Annotated in this window: 24 protein-coding genes; 21 read left to right on the plus strand and 3 right to left on the minus strand. The window is 44.5% G+C overall.

Annotated elements, in window-relative coordinates:
• Position 1: 1 nt before the first annotated feature.
• From ACZ449_RS06740 to ACZ449_RS06790, 11 genes are all read left to right on the plus strand, one after another.
• The gene (locus ACZ449_RS06740; protein ID WP_464260274.1) at positions 2-1,135 is read left to right on the plus strand and encodes an aminotransferase class V-fold PLP-dependent enzyme; all 1,134 of its coding nucleotides are present in this window, start codon (positions 2-4) and stop codon (positions 1,133-1,135) included.
• Positions 1,122-1,439 carry a hypothetical protein gene (locus ACZ449_RS06745; RefSeq protein WP_464260275.1) on the plus strand — a complete coding sequence of 106 codons (318 nt, stop codon included), beginning with the start codon at positions 1,122-1,124 and terminating at the stop codon, positions 1,437-1,439. The genes ACZ449_RS06740 and ACZ449_RS06745 overlap by 14 nt, the downstream gene beginning before the upstream one ends.
• Positions 1,405-2,844 carry a radical SAM (seleno)protein TrsS gene (gene trsS / locus ACZ449_RS06750; protein ID WP_464260276.1) on the plus strand — a complete coding sequence of 480 codons (1,440 nt, stop codon included), beginning with the start codon at positions 1,405-1,407 and terminating at the stop codon, positions 2,842-2,844. Before ACZ449_RS06745 ends, trsS begins: the two co-directional genes overlap by 35 nt.
• Positions 2,841-4,178: a DVU_1553 family AMP-dependent CoA ligase gene (locus ACZ449_RS06755; protein ID WP_464260277.1), complete on the plus strand. Its 1,338-nt coding sequence runs from the start codon at positions 2,841-2,843 to the stop codon at positions 4,176-4,178. Before trsS ends, ACZ449_RS06755 begins: the two co-directional genes overlap by 4 nt.
• Positions 4,179-4,817, plus strand: coding sequence for an alpha-ribazole phosphatase (gene cobC / locus ACZ449_RS06760; protein WP_464260278.1), 639 nt, complete (start codon positions 4,179-4,181; stop codon positions 4,815-4,817).
• 141 nt (positions 4,818-4,958) lie between these two features.
• On the plus strand, positions 4,959-6,017 hold the full coding sequence (locus ACZ449_RS06765; protein WP_464260279.1) for a hypothetical protein: 1,059 nt from the start codon (positions 4,959-4,961) through the stop codon (positions 6,015-6,017).
• A gap of 254 nt (positions 6,018-6,271) precedes the next feature.
• Positions 6,272-7,132, plus strand: coding sequence for a methylenetetrahydrofolate reductase (locus ACZ449_RS06770; RefSeq protein ID WP_464260280.1), 861 nt, complete (start codon positions 6,272-6,274; stop codon positions 7,130-7,132).
• A 155-nt stretch (positions 7,133-7,287) separates the two neighbouring features.
• Positions 7,288-7,752, plus strand: coding sequence for a nuclear transport factor 2 family protein (locus tag ACZ449_RS06775; RefSeq protein ID WP_464260281.1), 465 nt, complete (start codon positions 7,288-7,290; stop codon positions 7,750-7,752).
• Positions 7,753-8,160: 408 nt separating this feature from the next.
• Positions 8,161-9,954: an indolepyruvate ferredoxin oxidoreductase subunit alpha gene (gene iorA / locus ACZ449_RS06780; protein WP_464260282.1), complete on the plus strand. Its 1,794-nt coding sequence runs from the start codon at positions 8,161-8,163 to the stop codon at positions 9,952-9,954.
• Positions 9,954-10,544 (plus strand): indolepyruvate oxidoreductase subunit beta, encoded by a 591-nt coding sequence (locus ACZ449_RS06785; RefSeq protein ID WP_464260283.1) that lies wholly within the window; start codon positions 9,954-9,956, stop codon positions 10,542-10,544. The genes iorA and ACZ449_RS06785 overlap by 1 nt, the downstream gene beginning before the upstream one ends.
• A gap of 21 nt (positions 10,545-10,565) precedes the next feature.
• Positions 10,566-11,798 carry a phenylacetate--CoA ligase family protein gene (locus ACZ449_RS06790; RefSeq protein ID WP_464260284.1) on the plus strand — a complete coding sequence of 411 codons (1,233 nt, stop codon included), beginning with the start codon at positions 10,566-10,568 and terminating at the stop codon, positions 11,796-11,798.
• A 58-nt stretch (positions 11,799-11,856) separates the two neighbouring features.
• Here ACZ449_RS06790 and ACZ449_RS06795 read toward each other — a convergent pair whose 3' ends face one another.
• Both ACZ449_RS06795 and ACZ449_RS06800 read right to left on the minus strand, forming a co-directional pair.
• On the minus strand, positions 11,857-12,282 hold the full coding sequence (locus ACZ449_RS06795; protein ID WP_464260285.1) for a HutP family protein: 426 nt from the start codon (positions 12,280-12,282) through the stop codon (positions 11,857-11,859).
• A 14-nt stretch (positions 12,283-12,296) separates the two neighbouring features.
• Positions 12,297-13,712 (minus strand): sodium:solute symporter family protein, encoded by a 1,416-nt coding sequence (locus tag ACZ449_RS06800; protein WP_464260286.1) that lies wholly within the window; start codon positions 13,710-13,712, stop codon positions 12,297-12,299.
• 259 nt (positions 13,713-13,971) lie between these two features.
• Here ACZ449_RS06800 and ACZ449_RS06805 point away from each other — a divergent pair, with 259 nt between their 5' ends.
• From ACZ449_RS06805 to holA, 3 genes are read left to right on the plus strand one after another with little or no spacing between them, the layout of a single operon-like run.
• Positions 13,972-14,577, plus strand: a complete 606-nt coding sequence (locus tag ACZ449_RS06805; protein ID WP_464260287.1) for a helix-hairpin-helix domain-containing protein — start codon at positions 13,972-13,974, stop codon at positions 14,575-14,577.
• 2 nt (positions 14,578-14,579) lie between these two features.
• Positions 14,580-16,961 (plus strand): DNA internalization-related competence protein ComEC/Rec2, encoded by a 2,382-nt coding sequence (locus ACZ449_RS06810; protein WP_464260288.1) that lies wholly within the window; start codon positions 14,580-14,582, stop codon positions 16,959-16,961.
• 19 nt (positions 16,962-16,980) lie between these two features.
• The gene (gene holA, locus ACZ449_RS06815; RefSeq protein ID WP_464260289.1) at positions 16,981-18,021 is read left to right on the plus strand and encodes a DNA polymerase III subunit delta; all 1,041 of its coding nucleotides are present in this window, start codon (positions 16,981-16,983) and stop codon (positions 18,019-18,021) included.
• Positions 18,022-18,098: 77 nt separating this feature from the next.
• On the opposite strand, the gene rpsT is transcribed toward holA, so the two are convergent.
• Entirely contained in the window at positions 18,099-18,368 is a 270-nt protein-coding gene (gene rpsT / locus ACZ449_RS06820) for a 30S ribosomal protein S20 (protein WP_464260290.1), read from the minus strand.
• Between the two features lie 154 nt (positions 18,369-18,522).
• On the opposite strand from rpsT, the gene gpr reads away from it, so the two are divergent.
• The 7 genes from gpr (at position 18,523) to ACZ449_RS06855 (ending at position 26,884) form a co-directional block, all read left to right on the plus strand.
• Positions 18,523-19,494: a GPR endopeptidase gene (gpr, locus tag ACZ449_RS06825; RefSeq protein ID WP_464260291.1), complete on the plus strand. Its 972-nt coding sequence runs from the start codon at positions 18,523-18,525 to the stop codon at positions 19,492-19,494.
• Between the two features lie 99 nt (positions 19,495-19,593).
• On the plus strand, positions 19,594-20,706 hold the full coding sequence (spoIIP, locus tag ACZ449_RS06830; protein WP_464260292.1) for a stage II sporulation protein P: 1,113 nt from the start codon (positions 19,594-19,596) through the stop codon (positions 20,704-20,706).
• Positions 20,660-21,115 carry a hypothetical protein gene (locus ACZ449_RS06835; protein ID WP_464260293.1) on the plus strand — a complete coding sequence of 152 codons (456 nt, stop codon included), beginning with the start codon at positions 20,660-20,662 and terminating at the stop codon, positions 21,113-21,115. The genes spoIIP and ACZ449_RS06835 overlap by 47 nt, the downstream gene beginning before the upstream one ends.
• A gap of 85 nt (positions 21,116-21,200) precedes the next feature.
• A complete protein-coding gene (gene lepA / locus ACZ449_RS06840; protein WP_464260294.1) occupies positions 21,201-22,997 on the plus strand; it encodes a translation elongation factor 4 in 1,797 nt (598 codons plus the stop codon).
• 13 nt (positions 22,998-23,010) lie between these two features.
• Positions 23,011-24,150: a radical SAM family heme chaperone HemW gene (gene hemW / locus ACZ449_RS06845; protein WP_464260295.1), complete on the plus strand. Its 1,140-nt coding sequence runs from the start codon at positions 23,011-23,013 to the stop codon at positions 24,148-24,150.
• Positions 24,151-24,251: 101 nt separating this feature from the next.
• Positions 24,252-25,286, plus strand: a complete 1,035-nt coding sequence (gene hrcA / locus ACZ449_RS06850) for a heat-inducible transcriptional repressor HrcA (protein WP_464261827.1) — start codon at positions 24,252-24,254, stop codon at positions 25,284-25,286.
• A gap of 14 nt (positions 25,287-25,300) precedes the next feature.
• Entirely contained in the window at positions 25,301-26,884 is a 1,584-nt protein-coding gene (locus ACZ449_RS06855; RefSeq protein ID WP_464260296.1) for a TCP-1/cpn60 chaperonin family protein, read from the plus strand.
• Positions 26,885-26,899 lie beyond the last annotated feature (15 nt).

Below are 26,899 nucleotides of genomic sequence, written 5' to 3' on the forward strand. Positions count from 1 at the left end.
TATGATGCCGGTATATGTAAATAATGCTGCGACTTCCTGGCCAAAGGCACCGCAAGTGGGTGGAACGGTGGCATCCTATGTTAGTGGAGTGCCATATCATGCCGGACGTTCTGGATTTTCCGGGCAGGATATTCCAGGAGAATGCCGAAATTTATTGGCTGATTTGCTGCAAGTAAAAGATCCCCGCCAAATTGTTTTGGGGGCCAATGCTACCCATGCCTTAAATATTGCTTTACATGGTGTTCACTGGCGTCCGGGGGCAGCTGTGGTGACTACGGCTGCAGAACATAATTCAGTATTACGCCCATTGCATTACCTGTCTAAAACCAAGGGTGTAGTTGTTCATATCCTTCCCGTTGATAAACAGGGGCGGATTAATCCGGGGGAATGGGAAAGTGCATTAACAAAGTATAGGCCACAATTGGCTGTTTTTACGCATGCTTCCAATGTTACTGGAGCGGTAAATGATGCAGCATTGCTTGCCAGGCTGGCTAAACAATCAGGAGCAATTTCGATTATGGATGCGTCGCAGAGTCTAGGGATTGTGCCTGTATTACCGGAAGTGTGGGGAATTGATTTGGTAGCCTTTACCGGCCATAAATATCTGTTAGGTCCGCCAGGCACGGGAGGCTTATATGTGGCCCCGGAACTGGAACTGGAACCTGTATGGGTAGGCGGAACAGGGGTCCAAAGTGATCTTGATGAGATGCCACTAACTATGCCTACCCGTTTTGAAGCCGGTACACCTAATGACCCCGCCGTTGCCGGATTATCAACGGCGCTGACTTGGAGTGCAAAAAACAGTATTGATGACTGCTCGCTACCCACTAAGACCGAGCGGTTGGTAGCAGGACTGGTTAATGTGGGAGCTGACGTTATTATTGTTGAACCACCCCGAACTCCGGTCGTTTCCTTTACTCTAAAGACGTGGGCGCTAGAAGACGTGGGCGAAGTCTTGCACAAAAGTTTCGGGATAGTTTGTCGCACCGGTCTCCATTGCGCGCCACTGATTCATACCTATTTGGGCACATCTCCTACGGGTACGATCCGGTTTAGTTTGTCACGGTTTACTACCGACAAGGACATTGATTACTGCATTAGCGCAATCGATGCAATAGTACATGCAACAGTATGAATGTAAGAAGGTCGAGAATTGTTTTAGTGGTGCCCATATATACGAGTATCGACTGACAATAAAAGTCAAGGAAGAATTTATTGAAGGTTTTGCTGACAGTAGTTCAATTAAATATCACAGAAATTTCCCACGGCCTTGTTTTCAAGTTGAGTTATCAGATGGTACAACCATCAAAGGCGTCATTTCGGACACGGTGATTAGAGTAAACTTTCCGGCGAGTAACCCGCAGGAGAGCAAGGCTAACTTTGAGATAGTTTTAGAAGATTTGCTTGAACAACAACAGACTGGTGGCAGGGAGAGATAGCTTGGCGATGGATGATATTGAGAAAATAAAAGAGCTTGTACTTTCTACAACACAAAGTGTTTGCCCCGAATGTTTGCAGCGGATTCCGGCAGAACGGGTGGCAAAGGGCAATCAGGTGTTTTTGCGGAAGCATTGCCCAGAGCATGGCGAGTACCAAGTTTGTATTTGGGAGGGAGAGCCTAGCTATTTAGGCTGGGCTAATGCTAAAATACCAACTTCGCCGGTGGTGTGCGCAACCGAAGTCAGTCAGGGTTGTCCGTTTGACTGCGGTTTATGTCCGGAGCATCGTCAGCAGACTTGTTGTGTGCTGCTGGAAGTGACAAATCAATGTAATTTACACTGTCCTGTCTGTTTTGCCGCCACTTCGTCGGCGGCTAAGGACGAGCCAGGACTTGAAGTTATTGAGGGGTGGTACCGGATGCTCATGAACAGCGGCGGTCCCTATAATATTCAATTATCAGGCGGTGAGCCGACTGTCCGTGATGATTTACCAGAAATCATTGCCTTGGGAAAAAAATTAGGCTTGGTTTTTTTTCAGGTTAATACTAATGGCCTGCGGCTGGCAACTGATGAGCAGTATGTTAGCAGGCTGAAAGCGGCAGGTCTAAACTGTGTTTTTTTGCAATTTGATGGAATGAGCGACGATGTCTACGTCAAATTGCGTGGGAAAGCATTACTTGATGTCAAGAAAAAAGCCATTGAGGTTTGTGCCGCCCATGAAATTGGGATTGTGCTTGTGCCTACTTTGGTACCAGGGGTAAATGACAGTCAGATTGGCGATATTCTGAACTTTGCCATAAGCAAGATGCCTGCTGTACGGGGCGTCCACTTTCAGCCGGTAAGCTATTTTGGCAGATACCCGGAAGAACCGAAAGACACTGACAGGATTACTATTCCCCAAGTTCTGCGGGAAATTGAGAAACAGACAGCTGGGCAAATGAAAATAGCGCATTTTAGGCCGCCAGGTGGTGAACATTCCCATTGCTCTTTTCATGGTAACTTTGTCCTAATGCCTGGAGGACATCTAAAGCCTTTGGTACAAGAAAATACGAGTGCTTGCTGCTGTCAGAGTAAACCTATCGCCGACGGGGCGAAACGTGCCAGACAGTTTGTTGCCAGGCAATGGTCGTCAGCTCACTCAGAAGCAGGTATTCAGTGTAAAGAGCAACCCAAACCGCAAGCCGGTATGGGCAATGTAGACAGCCTTGATGAATTTTTGGAACGAGTAAGTACCTATAAGCTGGCTGTATCAGGAATGGCATTTCAGGATGCCTGGACCTTGGATTTAGACCGGCTAAAACAGTGTTTTATTCATGTGGTGGGACCTGATAATAAACTGATTCCTTTTTGCGCCTATAATCTTACTAACCGGCAAGGGCAGGCTTTATATCGGAGGGGACAATGACAGCTAGAGTGGAGATAACACCGTTAGAAGCGTTGGTAGCGGGGAAAATAGGGGCAGCAGGCGGGCAGCTGACCCAGGCACAACTATCTAGCTACCAACTAGCCCGGTTAAAGGACACAATAACAAGGGTGCAGAGTCTGAGTCCTTTTTACCGGCGGCGTCTGGCCGATCAAAAATTAGCATCCCTTACATGCCTGGAAGACCTTGCCGACTATCCCTTTACTACAGCGGCTGATGTGACTGAGCATGCCATTGAGATGGTATGTGGTTCCCAAAGCGAAATCAACCGGGTGGTGACTCTTGCTACCTCAGGTACTACCGGGAATCCCAAGCGGGTTTATTTCAGTAAGTTTGATCAGCAATTGACGATTGATCATTTTGGTTGTGGTATGTCTACCTTAGTGGGGCCAGGTGACAAAACGCTGATTTTGCTGCCTGGCGAGCGCCCCGGTAGTGTAGGTGATCTGTTACTAAAAGGATTGCTTGCTATTGGGGTAGTGCCTGTTGCTTACGGCCTTGTGCAAAACACCGCAGATGCTGTCCGGAAAATGTGTCAGGAACAGGCAACAAGTCTTGTTGGTATTCCGGTACAAGTTCTGGCAATGGCCCGTTATTGGGAAAAATGGGGCAAGAGTAGCTGGGCGCCAAGATGCGGCTTATTAAGTACTGATTATGTACCTGCTGCCGTCGTGAACGAACTAAGGCGCATCTGGAATTGTGAAATATACGATCATTATGGCATGACCGAAATGGGCTTAGGTGGCGGCATGGAATGCAGTGCCCATACCGGACATCATTTACGGGAAGCTGATTTATACTTCGAAATTATTGATCCTGATTCTACCCGTGTGCTTCCAGACGGAGAGTATGGCGAGGTCGTATTTACTACTCTGACAAGGCAAGGCATGCCGCTGATTCGCTACCGCACAGGTGATATTTCGCGGTTTATTCCTGAGCTATGTCCCTGCGGCAGTATATTGCGCTGTTTGGAACGCGTTCGCTGCCGGAAGGATGGAAGGGTAAGACTGGGACAAGCCGGTATGATTACTATGGCTGATTTTGATGAAGTACTGTTGCCTCTGCCTGAGGTTATCAATTTTACAGCTACCGTTTTCAGCGGCCAGCCTAGTAAGGTAAAGCTTGTTGTAGAGGTGTTATCTCAGGAGAGAATACTGGATGAAGCGGTAGTATTACAGGCAGTTAGACAATTACCAGTTATCCAGCAGGCTGAACAAGAACGAAGTATTGTGCTTGAAGCAGCAATTGCTTGTGATTTGTCACTACCTCCTGGTAAGCGGAGTATTAGCGTAGTTGGACCAAGGGAGGATGCGTAAGTGTCAGGTAACAGGCAGGAACGACGGATTTATCTGCTTCGCCATGGTAAGATAGTCATGGAAAAACAGGAGCGCTGCTATATTGGTCATATTGATATTCCCTTAGCTGCTGAGGGAGTGCATCAGGCCCAATTGTTGCAAGCTGAATTCGCAAGGCAAGAGCTTACGGCCGTCTTTTGCAGTGATCTGATACGTTCGGTTGATACAGCCAGAATTATTACAGAGCAATTAAATATCGAGCTGACAAGTAAGCGCGAACTGCGGGAAATCAGCATGGGTGACTGGGAGGGAAAAACCTTCCGGGAAATAGCAGCGGCCCATCCCACAGAGTATGCTAAACGGGGGAAGAATATTGCCAGTTATCGTATTCCCGGCGCTGAGAGTTTCGCGGAATGCCAGTCAAGGATTCTTGCTGCATTCACGGAGATCGTGAATGCTACCCAAGGCAATATTCTTATTGTTGGACACGCCGGAATTAATAGACTATTGTTGTGCCATGTTCTTGGTATGCCTATGGAAAATCTTTTTCGCATCACACAAGACTATGGCTGTACAAATATATTGGTAGGAGATAGTGGTAAATACCGTGTTAAACTGTTGAATGGTCTTCCAGGCACCCGGATGTATTCAGCGAACTAAAATCCATCCGGGTTCTTTTTTTTGCGTTTTTTTATCAGTCCTGCGCTTTTTCTAATATTTTCAAAAGTTATTCAAAAAATTGGAGTTCATAATACAACTATAGCCTCCAGGGCTAAATGAAAAGAAAAGGATGGTAAAAAAATGAATAAAAAAAGAATGTGGTTATTAGCAATCAGTGTGGCAACAATGGTTACTGCAACTGGAGTTGTGATGGCTGCCACTACTGCAGATAAGCAAGATAATTCAACAGGCAAATTGCAACAGACTCAATCTGAAAAAGGTGATTTTGCTAAAAGACATGGGATGAAAGGTTTTCATGAGGACAAGCAAGCCTTACTGAAGTTCCTAAAAGTCGATGCTCAAACCTTTGATGCCAATATAAAAGATGGCAAAACATTAGCGGTCATTGCCAAAGAACAAGGTATATCAGAACAGAAACTCACAGATTTTATGGTTAAACAACTATCTGTACATATAGACAGGGCTGTAAAATCAGGTAGGCTGTCTGATGCTAAGGCAACGCAAATGAGAGCTGATATTGATCAACGGGTAGCAGATATGATTCATGGCAAAGCTCCGATGCATGGATTTGGACCTATGAGGCCGGCTCCTTTTGACCATGCCAAGCTGTTGGACTTGTTAAAGATGGATGATGAAAGTTTCAAAACTGAAATGAAAGCAGGGAAATCCTTGCTGACAATTGCGAAGGAGCATGATGTTTCCGAACAAGAACTTACGGCTTTGATGACCCAACAAATGACTGAGCGGATCAACGAGGCGGTAAAAGCAGGCCGTATCCAGGAGGATCAAGCAGAACAAATGAAAGCCAATATGGAAAAGCATGTAGCAGACATTATTAATGGCAGGGCGCCCATGCATGGGCATGGGCCTATGGGTCACAATCTGTTCCATAATGAAAAATTATTAAGTCTACTTAACATGGATGGAGAAACTCTGAAAACAGAGATGAGATCAGGAAAATCTTTACTGACAATTGCGAACGAGCATGGTGTTAGCGAACAGAGTCTTAAAGATTTGATGCTGGAAGATATGGCACAACATATTGATCAAGATGTAAAAGAAGGCAGAATTCCGGCAGATAAAGCTAAGCAAATAAAAGCTACTATGGAAAATCGCGTCAGCGATATGATCAACGGTAAGATTCCCATGAAAAATCATCCACAAAACGACCAACAATAGCTAGTGAACTCGTCAAAAAAAAGGAAGCTTCCGCTTGGTAATTCAGGCCGGAAGCTTCCTTTTTTTGTCGCAAAACCTGATGGAAATTTAGATGGAAGAAATAAAAGGGAATAAAACTTTTTCATGGAATACTATCAGATAAGACTTGGCTTGTGCCAAGTCCTTTAGGACGTCAGCAGAAGCCTTAGTCGTTCAATCCAGGGAAAGGTATACTTTCCATCTGGATAAAAAACATTCTTGGGAGGGTATATACGGTGCTAAAAGATAAATTAGGTAAGTCTTTTGTTTATACAACTGAATTAGGCGGTATAAATGGTACTGATATTGAAACAAGTATTGCCAAGGTCAAAGAGTATTCCGGTTTGGACGCTCTCAATATTCATGATTGTCCCAATGCGAGACTACGCATGAATTCCGTAATGGCAGCAGCGGTTATTAACAGGGCGACAGGTATGGAGACTATTCCCCATTTTACCTGTCGAGATCGTAGTTTGCTGGGAACGCAGGCTGATCTATTGGGAGCACATGCGCTAGGTATTCGTTACATATTGCCAACAACCGGCGATGGCCCGCAGCATGGCCCGTATCAGTCAACGGCAGTCTATGATTACAATTCAGCGAGATTAATTGAGTTAATTAAAGGCTTTAATCAGGGCAAAGATGCGAACGGAGAAGTGTTTCAAGGGCAAACCCAGTTTAGTGTAGCCGCTACGGCCACGCCGGGAGCCGTCAATCTGGATGCGGAAATGTCTAATATGGTGAAAAAGGCGAATGCCGGTGCGGACTTTTTCCAAACGCAGCCGGTTTATGATGTTGAACAAACACTGCGTTTTTTAGCTAAAGCCAAAACTCTTGGAAAACCAATATTATTAGGGCTTATGCCATTGAAAAGCCTTAAAATGGCTGAATTTGTCAATAAGAATGTGGCTGGGATAACTATCCCCGCAAATATACTTGCTGAAATGCAGCAGGGAAAAACCGGTTTTGAGGTAGCCTGTGAGTTTATCAGTCAGATTTATCAGCAAATAGATGGACTACACATAATGGGGATGGGTGATGTGGCTGTAACAAATAAATTGATTACTTTTACCAGGGAGCTGCAAAGCCAGCGATAGAACTAAAATACAATGAGCGCCAACCAATTAGGTTGGCGCTCATTGTATTTACTGGTGGTCATATTTCCCAGGTAAAAAGGCAGCCGCAATATGATATAATGTAACCGTATCCTGTTACCATAATATCGGACAGAAAGGACGAATGTAAACTAATCATGAAAAACAAATTTCTTACAGTTGCAGTACTTATGATGGCTTTGCTGCTTACAGCAGGCTGTGGCGGCGGTAATGATTCTAATCTTACGCGTCAGGCTAATCTATCACCCGAAGCGGTAATCCAGAATTTCTTTGAGGCTGCCAAAAGCAGTCACATGAATGAGGCTGCGTTATATGTGTCGCCAACATCTGTTGGGGATACGCAAACAGTACTAAAGTTTGTGACTGGGCAGAGCAGTGCTACTATTAAAAACGCTAATTTACTCTCAGTTAAGATTGTGGCGCAGCAAGGTAATTATGCTGCAGCCCTAGCTACTATGCAAACAGAACAAAATTCACTTAATCTTGTATTTAAACCAGTAGGACTTGAAAAAATCAATGGAGAATGGTACATTGTTGACTATGATCAGATTTTCCGCGAGGCCAAGTATCAAGTATTAGCGCAGTTACTTAAAGGTATTTAATACAAGGGAGGAAGCGCTCCAGAATGGGGCGCTTCTTCCAATTATATATTGACAAGAAGAGTGCAGTATGGTTAAATTACTATATAGTAAGCTTAGGTTGCAATACAATATTGTAAACTGATGATAGGGAGATTAAATCATTCACGCGCTTACAGAGAGCCAAGGGTGCTGGGAACTTGGCAGAAATGCGGACTGAACAAATGGACCCTTGAGGGTGGAGTGAAAAGTTTTAGAACTGAGTAGCTTTGAACGTATGCTCACGTTATCGAGCCAAGAATGTGATGGCATTCTTATGAGGCGGTCAAACGCGATGTTTGGCAACCAAGGTGGTACCGCAGGTTAGACATCTGTCCTTGTTTAAAGGATAGATGTTTTTTTATTTGTCCAGAAAAAGATGGAGGAGAACACATGAAGACTAAACTTCTTATGGGTAATGAAGCAATCGCACTTGGTGCTATTAGGGCTGGTGTCAATGTTGTTTGTGGCTATCCGGGGACACCTTCGACTGAGGTGCTGGAAACTATTGCGAAGAACCGCAGTAATGATATATATGTAGAATGGTCGGTAAATGAAAAAGTGGCCTTGGAGGTAGCCGCCGGGGCGGCTTATACCGGGGCTCGGACATTGGTTACGATGAAACAGGTAGGTCTTAATGTTGCTAGCGATCCGTTGATGAGCTTGGCTTATATCGGCGTAAAGGGCGGCATGGTAGTCTTGGTTGCCGATGATCCTGGCCCAATATCTTCACAAACTGAGCAAGATACCAGGCATTTCGCCCGCTATGCACATCTGCCGGTTTTCGATCCGGCTACGCCTGAGGAAGCATATACCATGATTGGCGAGGCATTTGCTTTGTCAGAGAAATACAATACGCCGGTACTATTTAGACCAACTACCCAGGTTTGCCACGCTTGCGCCAGTGTTGAAACTGAGGATGAACGGTATTTCAACAAAATAGCAGGCTTTATCAAAGACCCTAAGTGGGTAATATTCCCACGCTTGTCTTATCAAAATCATATAAAAATTGATGCCAATGAAGCTAAAATTAGTCAGGATTTTTCTGTTTCGCCCTATAACCACATTAGTGGCCAAGGCACCTTGGGCATTGTTGGCTGTGGTGTTTCTTTTACTTATGTAACTGAAGCACTAGCAACTAGTAACACTCCTGTTAAGGTGCTCAAGCTGGCAACTCCGCATCCGTTTCCTGACAAGCTAGTACTTCAATTTCTGCAAGGGTTAGAGCAAGTTCTGGTGGTTGAAGAATTAGATCCGGTGGTTGAGGAGAATCTGCTTAGATTATGTGGCAAGCTGGGTCTAGCGATACAGATACTAGGCAAGCTGACCAAGGATATGCCGGTAGCTGGTAAACATAGCTATGAAATTGTGGCAGCAGCCATCAGTAAATTTCTTGGGCAGGAGCAGACGGCATTATCTGAGCAAACTGAATTGCCACCGCTGCCAGTACGGCCGCCGGTATTATGTGCCGGGTGTCCGCATAGGGCCTCCTTTTACAGTGTAAAGCAGGCCATGAAGAAGGCCGGACACAAGGCCGTGTTTACCGGAGATATAGGCTGTTATACGTTAGGCAATGCCCAGCCGCTGGATATGGTAGATACTTGTCTATGCATGGGGGCTGGAATTACCATAGCCCAAGGGCTGCAGTTGGCTGAACCTGATCGGAAACAAATTGCGTTTATTGGCGATTCAACCTTTTTCCATACTGGTATTCCCGGAATTATTAATGCCGTTTACAATGAGACTGATATTACGGTAATTATTCTTGATAACAGTACAACAGCCATGACCGGTCATCAGCCTCATCCTGGCACAGGAAAAACCATGATGGGGAATATCTCGGAAAAAATCAGTATTGAAAATGTACTGAAAGGCTGTGGTGTAACATTTGTAACCAAGGCCAATCCGCTTAATTTAGCTCAGGCGGCTGAAACAGTAACCGCGGCCGTAAATCATAAGGGCGTATCTGTTGTGATTTTTGAATCACCTTGTATTGCTATCGTCAAGCCCAATGCGGTTCAGGAAATTAAAGAAACCTGTATTGGCTGCAAAAAATGTATTAAGGAGATTGGCTGTCCGGCCATGAGTGCAGCCGATGATAAGGTAACAATTAATCCGCATTTATGTTATGGCTGTCAGCTTTGCGGACAGATATGTCCGGTGCAGGCAATTGGAGGGTTAGACTGATGAGAATAGATTGTTTATTAGCAGGCGTTGGCGGACAGGGAACAGTGCTTGCTTCGAAAATAATTGCCCAGACAGCGATTAGCAAGCACTGTTTTGCCCGAACTTCTGAGACCATTGGTATGGCTCAGCGGGGGGGGTGTGTAGTTAGTCATGTGCGAATTGGTGATAAAAACTGCTCGCCAGCTATTCCCCAGGGTATGGCTGATTTGATTATCGGTTTTGAACCAGCGGAAGCTCTCCGCAATATTGGTTTTTTGAAACCGGGCGGGCAATTATTAGTCAATACCAGACCAATTATACCGGTGACGTCCTCCTTGGGGGGCATCAGCTATCAGGTAGCTGACATGATTCATTATCTACAAAGCACAGGCCAGCAGGTGGTATTTGTCGATGGACAGAAACTGTGCGCTGCAGCCGGTACTACTAAGGTACTAAATGTTATCATGTTGGGTGTTGCTATCAAGCAGGAGTTGATACCTTTTTCACGGGAAGGAGTTTTACAGACAATTAGTGAAAATCTACCAGCGAAATTTTTAGAACTAAATAAGAAGGCACTGGAAATTGGCTACAACTTCCAGCAATATTTGTAATAAATGAGGGAGTGCTGAGTAATGAACGCAGAACAATTTACCAAGTTAAAGGCCCTGCTGCAGCGGGTGCAGCAAAAAAGTCCTTTTTACCAAAATAAATTTAAAGCTGCTGGCTTTGATGTAGAAGATATTCAGACCCCGGCAGATATTGCCCAACTCCCGTTTACCACCAAAGAGGAGTTACGGGAGGCCTATCCGCTTAATATCCAAGCCGCTCCTGATGAAGAGATTGTCAGAATCCACTCCTCATCGGGAACAACAGGAAAACCGATAATTATTCCCTATACTGCCCAAGATGTTGCTGTTTGGGCTGAGATGATGCACCGTTGTATGAGCGTCGCTGGTTTGACAGCCAAAGACCGGGTGCAAATTACGCCAGGCTATGGTTTGTGGACAGCTGGTATTGGCTTTCAGGCCGGTGTTGAACGATTAGGGGCTATGGCGATTCCGATGGGGCCAGGAAATACTGAAAAACAACTACAGATGATGATGGATTTACAGTCAACAGTAATTGCCGCGACTTCCTCCTATGCGCTATTATTGGCAGAGGAGATTCACAAACGCGGCCTGAAAGAACATATCAAACTAAAAAAAGCAATTCTTGGTTCTGAACGCTGGGGCGACAAAATGCGTATTAGAATACGTGAGGAACTAGGTGTTGAGTTATATGATATTTATGGACTTACTGAAATATATGGACCGGGAATTTCTATCAGCTGTAGTGCCTGTAATGGTCTGCATTATTGGGATGACTATCTGTTATTTGAGGTTATCGATCCCCAAACAGGTAAGCCTGTTGCTGACGGAGAGTTTGGAGAATTGGTTATCACCACCTTGACTAAAGAGGGGGCACCGCTACTTCGTTACCGGACAAGAGATATTACCCGGATGCTGACAGGAGAATGTTCCTGCGGTTTGCCCCATCCGCGCCATGACTTAATTCTGGGCAGAACTGATGATATGGTTAAGGTTAAGGGAGTAAACATCTATCCTGGTCAAGTGGAAGATGTTTTAAAACATATTGAAGGCATTAGCAGTGAATACCAGATTGTCATAGACCGCGAAGAAGGTAAGGATGCTATGCTGCTACGGTTTGAGCAGCAAGAGGGCTTTGATGCCACTAGCCTGGAACTGCGCGTGAAAAAGTATTTTAAAACTAAAGTGGGTTTAACAATTAATGCTCAGGCGCTCAGTATTGGGCAGTTGCCCCGCAGTGAGAAGAAAACAGCCAGAGTTATTGATAATCGATATTGATAGATGCATATACAAAAACAGGGTGCCGGCTAACCGGTACCCTGTTTTTGTTACTTAGCTATTCTACTGGTAATGATCGATGAGAAAGTCCTACAGCAACTTCATTGAGGTTTAATACGCCAACCCCAAAATAAACAGCTACGCAAAGATGTTCGCCATAACGTGCGATGCCAATTTTACCGCCCACATTAAGGCCTACTGCTTTAGTGGCAATTTGCTCTAAGGCGTTATGCACAGCGCCGGCAACAGCACCTTCGCCGATATGATTGGAAGGTACTAAATTTTGACGCTGGGCAGCTACAACAGCCCTTTCAATAATTTTTTTCACTGAGGGGATAAATTCGCCACCAAAATCTACGGCGATTGCCTGCATGTCTTGTTTGGCGAGCAACTGGCGGATCGTTTGTTCATCTTGTCTGTTGTCACTAATAGCCATGCGTAAGGCAGCTCGCCCGACATCAATGCTGGTTACATCATCATTCATTAAGTGCCCTCCTGTTATTCGTTCGTAATAGTTATGGGTTGCTCAGCAGTGATTTTTCGCGTATCAAAGATTGCCACTGTCAGGAAGGTTAGCAAACAGACTGACCACTCTAAATAGATAGGTTGGGCAAATATGCGTACTGCCGGGATGAACTGCCAAGCCAGCAAAGCCAAGATGCCGGCAAGGGTTGTATAAAAAGCGGAACTTCGGCGGCATAAACCTGGTGCGAACAGGGTAAAGAGAAATACGAGTGTAAAGGCTGTTGTTAAGCTTAAACCAAGTAATAAGGTTTTTAAAATTCCCACTGCATTAAAGGCCAGCCAGAGCGTAAGAATTCCTAGGCCTAAAATGGTTATGCGATTAATTATGACATACTTACTTTCCGTAACTGCGGGGTTGATAAAGCGTTTATAGATGTCTTGGGAAAACAGGGTGCCGGCACCAAGCAGCAGTGTGCAGGCTGTTGATACATCGGCTGCCCACAAGGCGGCAAGTGTGGTGCCTGAGATTATGGGATCAAGCCCCATAATGATCTTAGGCATAGCCAAGGTTGCCTGGACATTAGGCATCGCCACCTTGGCGGCAAGTCCCATAACGGCGCAGAGGAACCCGATCGGGAAAATTAAGATTGCACCCCAGATAAAACCGTGTTTGGCGGCTTTCGCACTTGCTGCGCCGCAAGCAATTTGTACAGGGCCTTGCGCAGTTATTGACTGAGTAATCATAACGGCAAACCAGGCAACAACGGTAGCTAGTCCGAGACCGCCAAGCGGGCCAAACCAATCGGTGCCAGGGGGTAATTGGGCCGCTATGGTCGGTAAACCACCCTGTTGGGTTACTATCAGAATGGTGCCAGTAATGATACCAATATAGATCAGAACAACGCTGACAACATTTGACAGGCCAGAAGACCATAGTCCGCCGATCAAAGTGATGCCAATGAAAACAATGGCGCTGGTAATCATACCGCCGGTGAATGAAAATACTTCAGGCAGTAAAGAAGATAAAATTGCACCTCCAGCTAGGTATTGCATGGAGGTTATGACTAATTGGATGGTGATTAAACCAATGACACTAATGACGCGGCCTTTTTTATCATAATACCGCTCAAATAATTCAGGAATAGTAGTACAGTTCATTTCGCGATATTTACCAGCAGCTAGTACACCCATTACCAAGGCACCTGCTGACCAGGCGCCATTGTACCAGCCAGCAGCGATACCTGCTGTGAAGGCATTTTCTGCAACACCGATGGTCGAGGCAGCTCCGACTGCTAAGCCAGTGACATTGGCAGCAACTAATAGGGTGTTCATCTTTCTACCGCCAAATAAAAAGTTTACACTGCCGCCGGCAGCCTTACGTTTGGCGTAGAGACTAATAGCAAAAAGCATAATAATATACAGAACTACGATTGAAAATTGTATGGACATGTTCCATCCTACCTTTCTACACATTAACTAGTTATTGGCCGGTTAAACCACGACTCACTCACTTTCTGGGCTATTACAATCCTGCCATCCTACACTACCGAGCCAATACAGCAATACTACAATTTTTATGGTAAACAATTAGGCAAAAAATGTCAATGGTCATATCTGTAAAATAGCTTACATATAGTACGAATCTGGCAGGATTTTGCAGTAATGTGTTGAAATAATACTGTCAAAAGCATAAGGTGAGGTATAACTTATGGGGATTCTGCAGAAAAAGCTTATTATTGTGGTATTGCTGGCATGCGGAATATTGGCGTATAGTTTCCATGGTTTTTGGCAAAAAGAACCTGATGAATCGGTGGCAGTCGCACCTGCTCTAGAAAATTTACCAGCTGCCAGCACTACTGCCAGTCATGCTGCAGACAGTGAGGTTGTTGTTTATGTCAGCGGTGGAGTGAATAAACCGGGGGTATATAGACTTCCTCCAGGCAGTCGGATTGTTGATGCGGTTACATTAGCAGGCGGGTTTGCGCTTGGCGCCGATACTACCAAAATTAACTTGGCAGTGCATTTGAAAGATGAGATGCAAGTCAATGTTCCTTATACTGTTAGTTCGACTGCCAATGGCAATCCCAATCCCAATTCAGGCGCGTCCACCAGTACTTATAATGACAAAATTAATATTAATACAGCTTCTACGGCTGAACTTGATAAGCTGCCAGGTATTGGGCCGGCATTGGCTGAACGTATTGCTCAATATCGTTCAGCCAATGGGTTATTTAGCAACCTTGAGGACCTCAAAAAAGTGCCTGGAATTGGTGAAGCCAAATACAATCAATTTAAAGATAAGATATCCCTATAGTCATGGAACTAAACAATATCATTTTATTTGCCTGTGCTGCTTTTGCTGCCGGCATTTGGTATGCCGCAGTATTTAGCTGGCAGCTTTCTGTTCTTGCTCTCTTGGCTAGTGTATTGCTGCTAACCTCATTATGGCGGGTTATTCGTAATTATCAGCAGAGTTTTTGGTCGGTTATCAGCTTGTTTTTTGTAGCTGGGATGCTTTGTTATGGCCAGGCTGTTATTATAAAGGCTGATGATATTGATCAGTATGTAGGGCAGTCTGTCAATGTGGTGGGCACGATTGCTGCTGTTCCTGAGGTAACTACTATTGACGGACAAAAAAAGCGGATACGTTATATCCTCCATGCTGAAAAAGTTAAACCGGAAGGAACACAAGCGACGGTTACTGTTGATGGAAAAATCAGGATAAACCTCCAACAGCAAGCAGAACAGAGTAAATTGGCAGCCTATGGTGACAAAGTAACCATTACTGGAAAGCTGTTGGAACTGCATGGCTACAATAATCCCGGTCAGATTGATATGACTGCCGCTCTGAAGCGGCAGGGCATCACGGCCCGCATGAATGGACAAGCGCAAATGCTGCAGGTGCTTACTGCTTACAAGGGGTATTCCTGGCAGGTAGTTCTTGCCGACTGGCGTGACAGAATGATTACCGGATTGCAACAAGTAATGCCGGTAAACGATGCTGCTATTTTGACAGCTGTGCTATTTGGCGGCTATCAGGGGATAAATAAGGACGTTATCAGTGATTTTGCAGCAACAGGATTAATCCATATTTTATCAGTATCAGGTGCACATATTGCGCTTGTAGTTGGTTTGATAACCTGGCTTGGTAAACGACTGTGCTGGGGTTCCTTATTTACGATAACCTTAGCGGCTGTGGTAGTTATTCTATATGCTGGCATGAGCGGGCTGACGCCACCAGTCATACGTTCCGCTCTTATGGGTCTTATCAGCTTGCTGGCGGTAGTTCTTGGACGGGATACCTATGCACCAGCAGCCTTGGCTATTACTGCATTAGCTATGCTTGTTTATCAGCCGTTATTGGTATTTGATATCAGTTTTCAATTATCCTTTGGCGCTACCGCCGGTCTGGTCGTTTTGTATCAGCAGACACTGGCGTATCTATCACGATTTCCTTCTTGGCTGGCAGGCCCGTTAGCTGTGACGCTTTCCGCGCAGCTTGGCGTATTGCCTGTAATAGCCTGGTATTTCAATACTTTTTCGCTGATCTCGTTTGTTGCTAATATTATTGTTTTGCCTGTTATTGAGCTGGTGATACTTCTTGGTCTCACAGGAGTCATTGTTTATACAGTGGTTCCCATTGTGGGCAAGGTGATCTTTGTGAGTGGCAGTCTCTTACTAGGTCTTGTTATGCTGCTTACAGAACTATTAGCAGCAGTGCCTTATAGCTCTGTGTATTTACCTGCTGTTGGGATACCAGGCAGTGCCTTTTATTATTTAGTGTTAGCCTGGGTTTATGGTTGGCGGCCGTTTGGAGTGCCTGAGCCGAAACAACTTGTTGCGCAATGGCCGCGCCAGTGTGTTTTGACAGCAGTACTGCTTGCTATTTCAGTGGTAGTATATGCCTGGTATCCAAAACCGTTGGCAGTACATTTTATTGATGTGGGGCAGGGGGACGCCACCTTGATAATTACCCCCCACGGCAGGTCGATTCTGGTTGATACTGGCGGAACGTTGGGAGAATCAAGTTTCGATATTGGGGAGAGGGTCGTTGCTCCCTATCTTAAGCATTACGGCGTGAGAACGATTGATTATCTGATTTTGACCCATGGACATCAGGACCATGCGGGTGGGGCAGCCGGGGTTGCTAATGCTATCAAGGTTGCTAACGTGCTGCTGCCGCAAGAGCAGCCTTCACAGGCAGTCACGGCGTTGCTTCGTTCCCGACCGGCAGCGGTTATTCCTACTTATACGGGTCAAAGCTTTACACTTGATAAAGTGAGCGTTAGTATTGAGCAGGCTGTGGGTGAGGCTGAAAGCAGTCGTCGCATAGCTGGTGGGAATGAAGTGTCTAGTGTAGTTCGGGTAAGCTATGGGACGCATAGCTTTTTAATTACCGGCGATTTGGAAGCGCAAGGAGAGGCTGCACTTTTGACAAAAAGTCTGGCACCATGTACTGTATTAAAGGTAGGGCATCATGGCTCAAGAACATCCACGACTGAACCTTTTCTTCAGGCAGCTGCCCCCCGATTTGCGGTGATTACTGCTGGCTATGGTAACCGGTTTGGGCACCCCCACCCGGAAACGTTACAACGACTGAGTGAAAAGAAAACGATAGTTTATCGCACAGATTTGCAGGGAGCCATAGTTTTTACCTCTGACGGCAATAATATTCAAGTTGATACTTATGTAAAATAATTAGAATGTGGTGAAATATTTGGATTATAAAGCAGTGCTTGCTGCTATCAAGCAGAATAAAATTGCTTCCAGCTATCTTCTGTATGGTGAGGAAATGTATTACCTGCGCCAGGTTGAGCAGGCGCTTATTACCAGTGTCGTGCCCGTAGAAGACAGGGATATGAATCTTATTGTTTTTGAGTCTGATCCGCCGCGGGAAGAACTTATTAATACAATTGAAACAATACCGTTCCTTGGTGAAAAGAACCTAATTATTGTTCGGAATACAGGACTATTTTCTGCTGGCCGCAAAGCAAGTGGCGGCGAGGTTCAAGATAAAACAGATGCTGCCACTGAACGGTTAATTGCATTGTTTGGTAACATGCCGGTTTATAGTCATGTTGTATTTATTACACCAGATAAACCTGACAAACGGCGCAAAATTTTTAAAGCCTTGGAAAAAAACGGTGTGGTGTTGGAAGCGGCGCCGTTAAAGGGGAAAGAATTGAGAAGCTGGCTGACCGAACGGCTTGCAGAGCTTACAATAAAAATGGCTCCTGATGCGCAGGAGCATTTGTTGGCGGCTGTCAGTATGATGCCACAGGTTTCACTTGATTTTGTAAATAATGAGTTAGAAAAAGTAATTTTATATACAATTGGCAAGTCGCGAGTTACGCAGCAGGACTTACTGCAAATTTTATCAGCGGTGCCAGAAGTATCGGTGTTTGCCATGGTGGAAGCATTAAGCCAAAGACAAACGCCTCAGGCCCTGGCGTTACTGCGTGAGCAATTGGCAGCAGGTGAACACCCGATACGGATATTGGCGCTCTTAGCTCGGCAAGTCAGACAACTTTGGCAGGCTAAAGAGTTAATCCATAAGGGTTGCGGCAGTCATGAAGTGGCTGATTTTTTCAAAGTTCCTGGCTTTATTGGTGAAAAGCTTGTCAAACAAAGCCGTAGCTTTAATGAAGGCAAACTGAAAGCCGCTTTACTTAGTCTGGCAGCAGCTGATAGGGATTTAAAAACAAGTCGGAGTGGGCCAGTGGTATTGGAAAAAATAATAATAGAGTTGTGCGGATAATGAAAGTAATACTGTCGTTCGTATAAACGAAAACCCTGTTCACTAGCAAAAGTGAACAGGGTTTTACTTATTAAGTATTAAGCTTGTTGAGCGGCATTGGCTTTACGAGCCAAGCGGGACTTCTTACGGGCAGCGGCATTTTTATGAATAACGCCCTTGGCGGCTGCTTTGTCAATAACGCTTACGGCATTAATCAGGAGGTTCTTGGCCTCATCTGCTTTACCTGTATTCACTGCTTCCTCCACCTTACGGGTAGAAGTTTTAATCGCTGATCTTACCGAATAGTTGCGGGCACGCAGTTCAGCGTCAGTTTTTACGCTACGCTCAGATGATTTAATATTTGGCAAGTATTTCACCTCCTTATGTATATATTACTAAAACATTCTAGCATGACCACAAGGAAAAAGCAAGCAAAATGCCAGACAAATAGCTTCGTATAGGTGCCTTTTTTTTCGGAAAAGATAGGTCTAAGGCATATTGGGGACAAAGGAGAGAAAATGTATGGATCAAATCATTGATGCAGTACGGACCGACTTAGCCTTAGAAGCGCGTGAAATGCTTACTAAAAAGGTTCGCGAAGACATTCCTGGTGTTTTGATTGAAACCAGTGAAGATGAAGATGCTATCATAACTCGTGTAAATATTACTACACCAGAAGCAGAACGCATGATGGGGAAAATGCAAGGTAAATATATTACCATTGAAGCACCTGGATTACGCTACAAGAATACCCCGCTGCAACAGAAAATAATGAATTTTTTGGCTAAAGAACTGGTAAGCATGATCAAGTTGCCGCGCAATGCTACTGTTTTGATTGTGGGGCTTGGCAACTGGAATGTTACTCCTGATGCTTTAGGACCGCGGGCGGCACATAAAATTGTTGTAACTCGTCATCTGCAAGAGATGCTGTCTCCGGAACTAAAAGATGGGGTGCGTTCAGTATGTGCAATTTCTCCAGGTGTCCTGGGGATAACTGGTATGGAGACAGGTGAGATTATTCAGGGAATTGTTAGCAAAATCAAACCAAGTTTGGTACTTGCTATTGATGCGCTAGCAGCAGCATCAAGTCACCGGGTAATTACCACAGTTCAATTGGCCAATACGGGTATTCATCCGGGTTCTGGTGTAGGAAACAAACGGTTTGGTCTTACGCAAGCTTCACTAGGAGTACCTGTTGTCGCTATTGGTGTGCCAACCGTTGTTCACGCCTCTACAATTGCTATGGATACGATTAATACTTTGCAAGAACATGCTGCTTTTGGCCGTTATTTTAAAAGTATGGCGAATTTGTCTGATCAGGATCGTCAGACTATAGTTCGGCAAGTGCTGCCAGAAATGCTTGGAGACCTCATGGTAACACCAAAGGAGGTTGACCGACTTATTGAGGATATTGCCGCTGTCGTAGCCGGTGGCATCAATCAAGCCATGCATCCGAATATCGATTATGAGAATATTCATATGTATTTACATTAATATAGCTAGTCCGATAATAAGTGTACTATCGTTTTGCTGCCAGGCATATAGATTGTATGTAAACAAAATTTTCAATAGGATAATCTGGCGGAGGCAGCAATGGTAACAAGAAAAGCACGAAAAAAAAGTAATGTCACTAGTTTTTGGTCCAATTTCTTGCGAGTTTATGACACGTCTAAAATTTTAAATAAATCATTGGTTAGTTTCATGATTGTAATATCAACAGGGTTAGTCTTTAGTACGTATATGAATAGTGCAACAAGTGATGTTCCTGTGAACGGGCCAGTTTATTACGGTCAATATCTACCGACCTTGTTGCCCAAGGGAAAACAGGTGTTATTTTTAGGCGTTCCAGGACTGCTTGAGGTATCTCGTCCGCAAAGTGCGGTAAAAATAACGCCTGAGCTGGCTAATGATACTATTAGTCGTCGTTTAGTATCGTTATTGGCAAATATTGATTTTAGCGATGTGCGCTCCTTAGTTTCACATGAAATTCCATTTATGTTGGCTTTTAAGAAGTCAGGCACGCCCATTGTCAGTGCAGCGACTCTGCCAAATTTCCCTCAATTTGAATCCAAAAATGTGGCAAGTAAAGATAAGCCCTTAGTAGGAATCTATCATACCCATACGGCAGAGTCGTTTATTCCCAATTCTGGGGTTGCACATCGACCGAGCGGTCAGCGTGGTGATATCGTAGAAGTGGGAGCAGCGTTAGCCAGTCAATTGGAAAAGGCGGGTGTTAGGGCTCTACACAGTACTGTTATTCATGATCATCCCAGCTTTATGAAAGCATATGGCCCCGCAGAAGTTACGGCTCAAAAAATGTTAAGTGAAAACCCTTCGCTGCAAATGATTTTTGATATTCATCGTGATGCTGAAAAACACGAAAATGTGACGGCTATCATAAATGGCAACCCGGTAGCCAAAATCACTATTGTGGTAGCTACTGGCCAGGAGGATTTACCACAGCCCCATTGGCAAGAAAATCACGCTTTTGCTAAATTAATTGAGGCTAAGCTCAACGAAAAATATCCTGGTTTATGTCGTGGCATTCAACTTGTGGAATGGCGATATAATCAACATCTTCATCCCCGCGCGCTTTTACTTGAGGTAGGTTCGCAGGAGAGCAGCAAGGAAGAAGCCATCCGGAGCATGGAGTTACTGGGTGGCATATTGGTCGAAATACTTGCGGAAAACCAGCAATTGCAGTAAGGAGGATTGCCATGTTCCAACGGGCGGCGGCAAGGATACGAAGTTGATTATCCGCGGCTTGTTTATACTGCTAACAATTATCACCATTGGTGTAGGGATTGTTGAACACCAGATGGCAACGCTGACACAGTGTCCGGCGCAAGCTGGGTTAGAAAGTGCTGTGATAGCAACCGTTGCTAACTATGTACCCCCGATTCCTAGTAAAATAGATTTTGAGAATTCGCAAATGGGGTATTGGCTTGCCCTCTGGCATCAACAATTTGTTAATGAAGCGTTTACGGCCAAAAAAGCTGCCGGCGAATATTGGCAGCAAGGTAAGCCTTATGTTGAAGCTGCTGTGCGAATACTAAAACTAAAGACTATGCAGGCGGTAGAGCAAATAGATAAGTATATCCGCGAATATCGGTAAAACTTGCAGTTTGCAGGTGGCTAATGGTATAATTTATAGAAGTATGTAAAAACGCTTTATTATACCAGGGAGGAGCCCCAGCTTAATGGATACAGGACATATTCGTAATTTTTCAATTATAGCTCACATCGACCATGGCAAATCAACCCTTGCAGACCGATTGTTGGAGTATACAGGAGCTCTCTCTGCCCGTGAGATGGAAGAACAAGTATTAGATCATATGGATCTTGAACGGGAACGCGGCATTACAATCAAAGCCCAGGCTGTGCAACTAGCTTATACAGCAAAAGACGGCGAAATATATATGCTTAATCTTATTGATACTCCAGGGCATGTTGATTTTACTTATGAAGTTTCCCGAAGTCTGGCTGCTTGTGAAGGTGCGCTGTTAGTCGTTGATGCAGCGCAGGGGATTGAAGCACAGACGCTTGCTAATGTTTATTTAGCACTTGAACATGATCTTGAGATTATTCCTGTTATCAATAAAATTGATTTGCCAAGTGCCGAACCAGAGCGAGTGAAAACTGAAATCGAAGAAGTGATTGGTTTAGATACCTCTGATGCCGTCTTAGCTAGTGCTAAGTCTGGTATTGGTATTGAAGAAATTCTTGAAGCGATTGTCAGAAAGGTTCCCCCGCCTGCAGGCAAGGATGATGAGCCTTTAAGTGCTCTGATTTTTGATTCTCATTTTGATTCCTATAAGGGTGTAATCGCTTATGTACGGGTTATGAATGGCACTATTAAGCCAGGCATGAAGATTAAAATGATGGCCACAAACAAGATTGTTGAGGTCGCAGAAGTTGGGGTTTTCAGGCCGTATTTGGTTAATGTGGACCTATTGGGGCCAGGTCAGGTCGGGTTTGTTGCTGCTAGTGTAAAAAATGTAATAGATATCAGGGTAGGCGATACTATTACTGGAGCCGAACGCCCTGTAGCTAAACCGCTGCCTGGCTACCGCAAGATTACGCCGATGGTGTATTGCGGGCTTTACCCGGTAGACAGCACTGACTATGAAAATTTGCGCGACGCCTTAGAGAAGCTCCAGTTAAATGATGCCTCGCTGGTCTTTGAACCAGAGACGTCCATTGCCCTGGGCTTTGGTTTTCGCTGCGGTTTTCTGGGACTTCTCCATATGGATGTTGTTCAAGAACGCCTGGAACGCGAATACAACCTAACCCTAATTACTACTGCACCAAGTGTAATTTATCGTGTATTTAAAACCGATGGCCAAGTTATCGAGATTGAAAACCCGTCAAAATTACCGACAACGCAAGAAATTGACTATGTAGAAGAACCGTATGTAAAAGCAACCATCATTGTTCCTAATGATTATGTAGGTGCAGTTATGGAGCTCTCGCAAGAAAAACGCGGCGAGTTTAAAGATATGAAATATCTAGATACCAACCGAGTTACGTTGACATACCATTTGCCACTTAGTGAGATTATTTATGATTACTTTGACAAGCTGAAATCATCGACCCGTGGTTATGCTTCGCTAGATTACGAATTATGTGGTTATCAGACCTCAGAGCTTGTTAAACTGGACATCTTACTTAACGGCGATCCTGTTGATGCCCTGAGTGTTATTGTCCACAGGGATCGGGCTACTCATCGTGGTCGGCAGCTTGCCGAAAAGCTTAAAGGGATTATTCCCCGGCAAATGTTTGAGATTCCCATTCAGGCTGCCATTGGCAGCAAGGTAATTGCCCGCGAGACAGTAAGAGCCATGCGTAAGGATGTACTTGCCAAATGTTATGGAGGCGATATTACCCGTAAACGGAAGCTACTGGAAAAGCAAAAAGAGGGTAAAAAACGCATGAAACAAGTGGGTAGTGTAGAAGTTCCCCAGGAAGCCTTTATGGCAATTTTAAAGATGGACTAAGGTAGAGTTTGATATGAGTAAGCTTGGTTTATATGTGCATATTCCGTTTTGCCAGCAAAAATGTTTGTATTGTGATTTTTCTTCGTATGCTCGATCTGAACATTTGTTTGATTCCTATACTACCGCCTTGTGTCAGCAGATTGTTGATCAGGGCGGTATGCTTTGTAAACCACCTGTTGACACAGTCTATATTGGTGGAGGCACACCCAGTGTACTGCCTGTGCCTCTTTTGGAAAAAATACTTAAAGGTCTTATGGCAAACTTTGCTATTCAAGCCGGGGCGGAAATTAGTATGGAGGCCAATCCAGGTACTGTTACCAAAGATCAATTGATTGCAGTAAAGTCTATGGGTATAAATAGACTGAGTTTTGGTGTTCAATCCTTTAATGATACATTGTTAACTAGCCTGGGGCGGATTCATCGAACAGTGGATAGCCTTACTGCCATTGAATATGCTCACACGGCTGGCTTTACAAATATAAGCATTGATTTGATGTACGGCCTGCCAGGGCAAACTAGTGATGGTTTTGCCTGTGAACTTGAGCAGGCAGCAGCCTTGAATACCAGTCATATTTCAGTCTATGGCCTCAAGCTGGAAGAAGGTACTCCTTTAGCGACTGCGTATGATCAGGGCAAAATCAATTTACCAGATGAGGCGGAAGAAGAAGCTATGTATGATTGCATGGCGGATTTCTTACCAAAACAGGGTTTATTACGCTATGAAATTTCTAACTTCGCCCGCCCGGGGCAAGAGTGTCGGCATAACCTGAAATATTGGCAGTACCAGCCGTATCTGGGTCTTGGTTGTGCAGCCCATTCTTTCTTACAGGGTAGACGGATAAGCCAGGTAACCGGAATTGAGGAATATAGTAAGGCTATGGCAACAGGCAGTTCACCTGTTGCCATGCAAGAAAACCTTACAAAAAATGAGTCGATGGCTGAATATATTTTTTTAGCCTTACGAACAACACAAGGAATGGGAATTGCAGAGTTTGGCCAATATTTTAATACTGACTTTTTTGGTCATTTTGGTAAAGTGTGGGATAATCTCCACCGGCAGCAGCTAGTAGCAACAGATAAGCAACAGATATGGTTGACTGAGCATGGGATGAAATTTGGTAATATTGTATTTCGTTCGTTTTTACCTGACTAAATACACGTTTACCATCTTGACATTAATCCCAAGGAGTGGTATTTTTTTAGTAGGTATTAGCACTCGACTGATGTGAGTGCTAACAAGAGGAGGTGGAGCTGATATTAGATGAAAGAAAGCGTCAAATTCTGCAGGCTATTATCGATGATTATATATCTACTGCCGAACCGGTCGGTTCGCGGACAATTGCCCGTAAATATGATTTAGGCATTAGTCCGGCCACTGTCCGCAATGAAATGGCAGATTTGGAACTTTTGGGATATCTTGAACAACCCCACACTTCTTCTGGAAGAATACCGTCTGTTAAAGGCTACCGCTTTTATGTTGATTGCTTACTGGCGCCACCTCAGATTTCCGATAGAGACATTGCTATCATTGATAATTGGTACCATACCAAAGCACGCCGGATTGAAGAAGTTTTTCAAGAAACTGTAAAAATTCTGTCCCGCATGACCAGGAATGTTTCTATGGTATTGGCGCCGCAAGTATCGCAGCAATGTACCTTTAAATACATTCAGTTTTTGCCGCTTGATGAGCGACGTTCCATTGTTGTTATCGTCACAGATACAGGTCTGATAGAAAATAAAATCATTGCAATACCTGAGGGACTTAGTCATGAGGATTTGGGTCGCGTGGCCAACGCTATAAATTCTCACCTCGGAGGTTTGGCGATTGATCGAATCACCACGCCTGTGCTGAAAGATATCCAAAATGATATTTTGCCTGATCCGCAAGTTTATGAGCGCGCGATTGCGTTGTTACGACAAGTTCTCACTGTTGACAAAAATGAGAAGGTGTATCTTGGCGGCACTACGCAAATGCTAAATCAACCAGAATTTAGGGACGTTGATAAAATCAAAGGCCTATTAACAATGCTTGAAGAAGACCGGCTTTTGTGTGATATTCTCCACATGTCCAATAGTGATGGTGTGATTGTTACAATTGGTCAGGAGAATAAATATTCTGGCATTCATGATTGTAGTGTTGTTCAGGCTACCTACCGTATTGATGGTCAAGTGGTAGGGACAGTAGCCGTGCTTGGACCGACGAGAATGGAATATGGTAAAACCATGTCGGTACTTAAGTTTATGCAACGTCATTTAGGTGAAATTTTGAAACAGTATAAAGTGTTATAGATGGGAGGAATCACATGAATTTGAAGCAAGCTGGCAGTGGTGCTGATGTTGATGAGCGTTTGGCCGCCCTGCTAACAAATGCCAATGCTGTACGGGCAATAACTGCTGCTGTAGAAGGCACTATTGGTCCTAAAGGGCTTGATACTATGCTAGTTGACCGTTTTGGAGAAGTCATTATTACCAATGATGGTGTTACGATATTAGATAAAATGGATGTTAATCATCCGGCCGCAAAAATGCTTATTAATACGGCAAAAGCGCAACAGGCAGAAGTCGGTGATGGTACGACTACAACCACGATTATGGCTGGCAGCCTAGTGTCAGAGGGTGTAAATCAAGTCATGCGCGGCGTGCCGGTAGCTAGAGTGATTGAAGGCGTAAAATATGGTATTGCCAAAATTTTAGCTGGTGTACGTGAGCGCTCACGTACTATTACTGAGGTTGAAGATCCTATTCTCCGGAGTATTGCCATGATTGCCGGGCGGGAGCATGAGGATATCGCCGATTTGGTTGTAAAAGCAGCTAAGCTGATTGGTGTAGAAAAACTTAATGAATACAATTTTAAGTTATCTGAAATTATCACAGCAGAAGCGGGTGCTGACAACGAAGTATTTATGGGCGTTATTGTTGATCAAGAACGTATGTCACAAGAAATGCCGGAAGAAATACTAGCTGCAAAATTACTGCTTATTGATGATGCACTTGAACCTGAAGAAATTGAAGATGAGGCACTAAGTACCGAAACCGGTTTTAAACGCTATATCGATTTGCAGGATGAGTTTAAGAAAAATGTACAGAAAATTGTCGACCTGGGCATTAGCATAGTCATGGTGGACCGGGGCGTACATAGTGCTGCTGAAGAAATACTTACAGATGCTAATATAATGGTTATTGAACGTGTATCCTCTAAAGATTTGCGGCGGGTGGCCGACCACACAGGAGCACGTATGATTAAACGCACAGGTCTTAAAAAAGAACTTGGCGATATTGGTAAGTACCTGGGTACTGCAGAAAAAGTATATCAGGATGAAAAACTTGAACAAGTGCGCGTCATTGGTGGTAAGGGCAAACCTATGGCTACTATTTTGGTCGGCGCAGCTACAGAAGAGGTGGTAGGAGAACGTGAGCGTATTGCTAAAGATGCGGCGTCAAGTGTACAGGCGGCTGTAAAAGGTGGCTATGTGCCTGGCGGTGGCTCTATCGAAATTGCTATGGCGCGCGAAGTCGGCAAACATCGGGAGAATCTCAAAGGAATGGCTGCTTATGGCCTTGACTGTGTAGCTAATGCCCTGAAACAGCCTTTATCACAAATTGTCGAGAATGCCGGCTTTAATCCTCTGGAAAAAGTAGAAGAGATCATGACTATGCAAGTGGCACAAAATTCAGATTCGCTGGGTATTGATTGCGATACTGGTGAAGTAGTTGATATGCTGGAACGAGGCGTAATTGATCCTGTTCCCGTCAAGCTTCACGCCATCAAAGCTGCTGGCGAAGTAGCTGTCGCTATTTTACGTATTGATACAATTATTAAGAAAAAAGAAGAAGGTGCCAATGCCCAGAAGGCAGGCGGCACCGATAGTAGTATGCCTGATTTTTAACTTGGAGGTGAAAGT

The sequence above is a fragment of the Desulfosporomusa polytropa genome, assembly GCF_055380075.1.

Excerpts from the sequence above, each read along its gene's own strand:
- ACZ449_RS06740 (WP_464260274.1), top strand. The coding sequence starts at position 2 with ATGATGCCGGTATATGTAAATAATGCTGCGACTTCCTGGCCAAAGGCA.
- ACZ449_RS06745 (WP_464260275.1), top strand. The coding sequence starts at position 1,122 with ATGCAACAGTATGAATGTAAGAAGGTCGAGAATTGTTTTAGTGGTGCC.
- ACZ449_RS06755 (WP_464260277.1), top strand. The coding sequence starts at position 2,841 with ATGACAGCTAGAGTGGAGATAACACCGTTAGAAGCGTTGGTAGCGGGG.
- ACZ449_RS06765 (WP_464260279.1), top strand. The coding sequence starts at position 4,959 with ATGAATAAAAAAAGAATGTGGTTATTAGCAATCAGTGTGGCAACAATG.
- ACZ449_RS06775 (WP_464260281.1), top strand. The coding sequence starts at position 7,288 with ATGAAAAACAAATTTCTTACAGTTGCAGTACTTATGATGGCTTTGCTG.
- iorA (WP_464260282.1), top strand. The coding sequence starts at position 8,161 with ATGAAGACTAAACTTCTTATGGGTAATGAAGCAATCGCACTTGGTGCT.
- ACZ449_RS06785 (WP_464260283.1), top strand. The coding sequence starts at position 9,954 with ATGAGAATAGATTGTTTATTAGCAGGCGTTGGCGGACAGGGAACAGTG.
- ACZ449_RS06790 (WP_464260284.1), top strand. The coding sequence starts at position 10,566 with ATGAACGCAGAACAATTTACCAAGTTAAAGGCCCTGCTGCAGCGGGTG.
- ACZ449_RS06795 (WP_464260285.1), bottom strand. The coding sequence starts at position 12,282 with ATGAATGATGATGTAACCAGCATTGATGTCGGGCGAGCTGCCTTACGC.
- ACZ449_RS06800 (WP_464260286.1), bottom strand. The coding sequence starts at position 13,712 with ATGTCCATACAATTTTCAATCGTAGTTCTGTATATTATTATGCTTTTT.
- ACZ449_RS06805 (WP_464260287.1), top strand. The coding sequence starts at position 13,972 with ATGGGGATTCTGCAGAAAAAGCTTATTATTGTGGTATTGCTGGCATGC.
- ACZ449_RS06810 (WP_464260288.1), top strand. The coding sequence starts at position 14,580 with ATGGAACTAAACAATATCATTTTATTTGCCTGTGCTGCTTTTGCTGCC.
- gpr (WP_464260291.1), top strand. The coding sequence starts at position 18,523 with ATGGATCAAATCATTGATGCAGTACGGACCGACTTAGCCTTAGAAGCG.
- spoIIP (WP_464260292.1), top strand. The coding sequence starts at position 19,594 with ATGGTAACAAGAAAAGCACGAAAAAAAAGTAATGTCACTAGTTTTTGG.
- lepA (WP_464260294.1), top strand. The coding sequence starts at position 21,201 with ATGGATACAGGACATATTCGTAATTTTTCAATTATAGCTCACATCGAC.
- hemW (WP_464260295.1), top strand. The coding sequence starts at position 23,011 with ATGAGTAAGCTTGGTTTATATGTGCATATTCCGTTTTGCCAGCAAAAA.
- ACZ449_RS06855 (WP_464260296.1), top strand. The coding sequence starts at position 25,301 with ATGAATTTGAAGCAAGCTGGCAGTGGTGCTGATGTTGATGAGCGTTTG.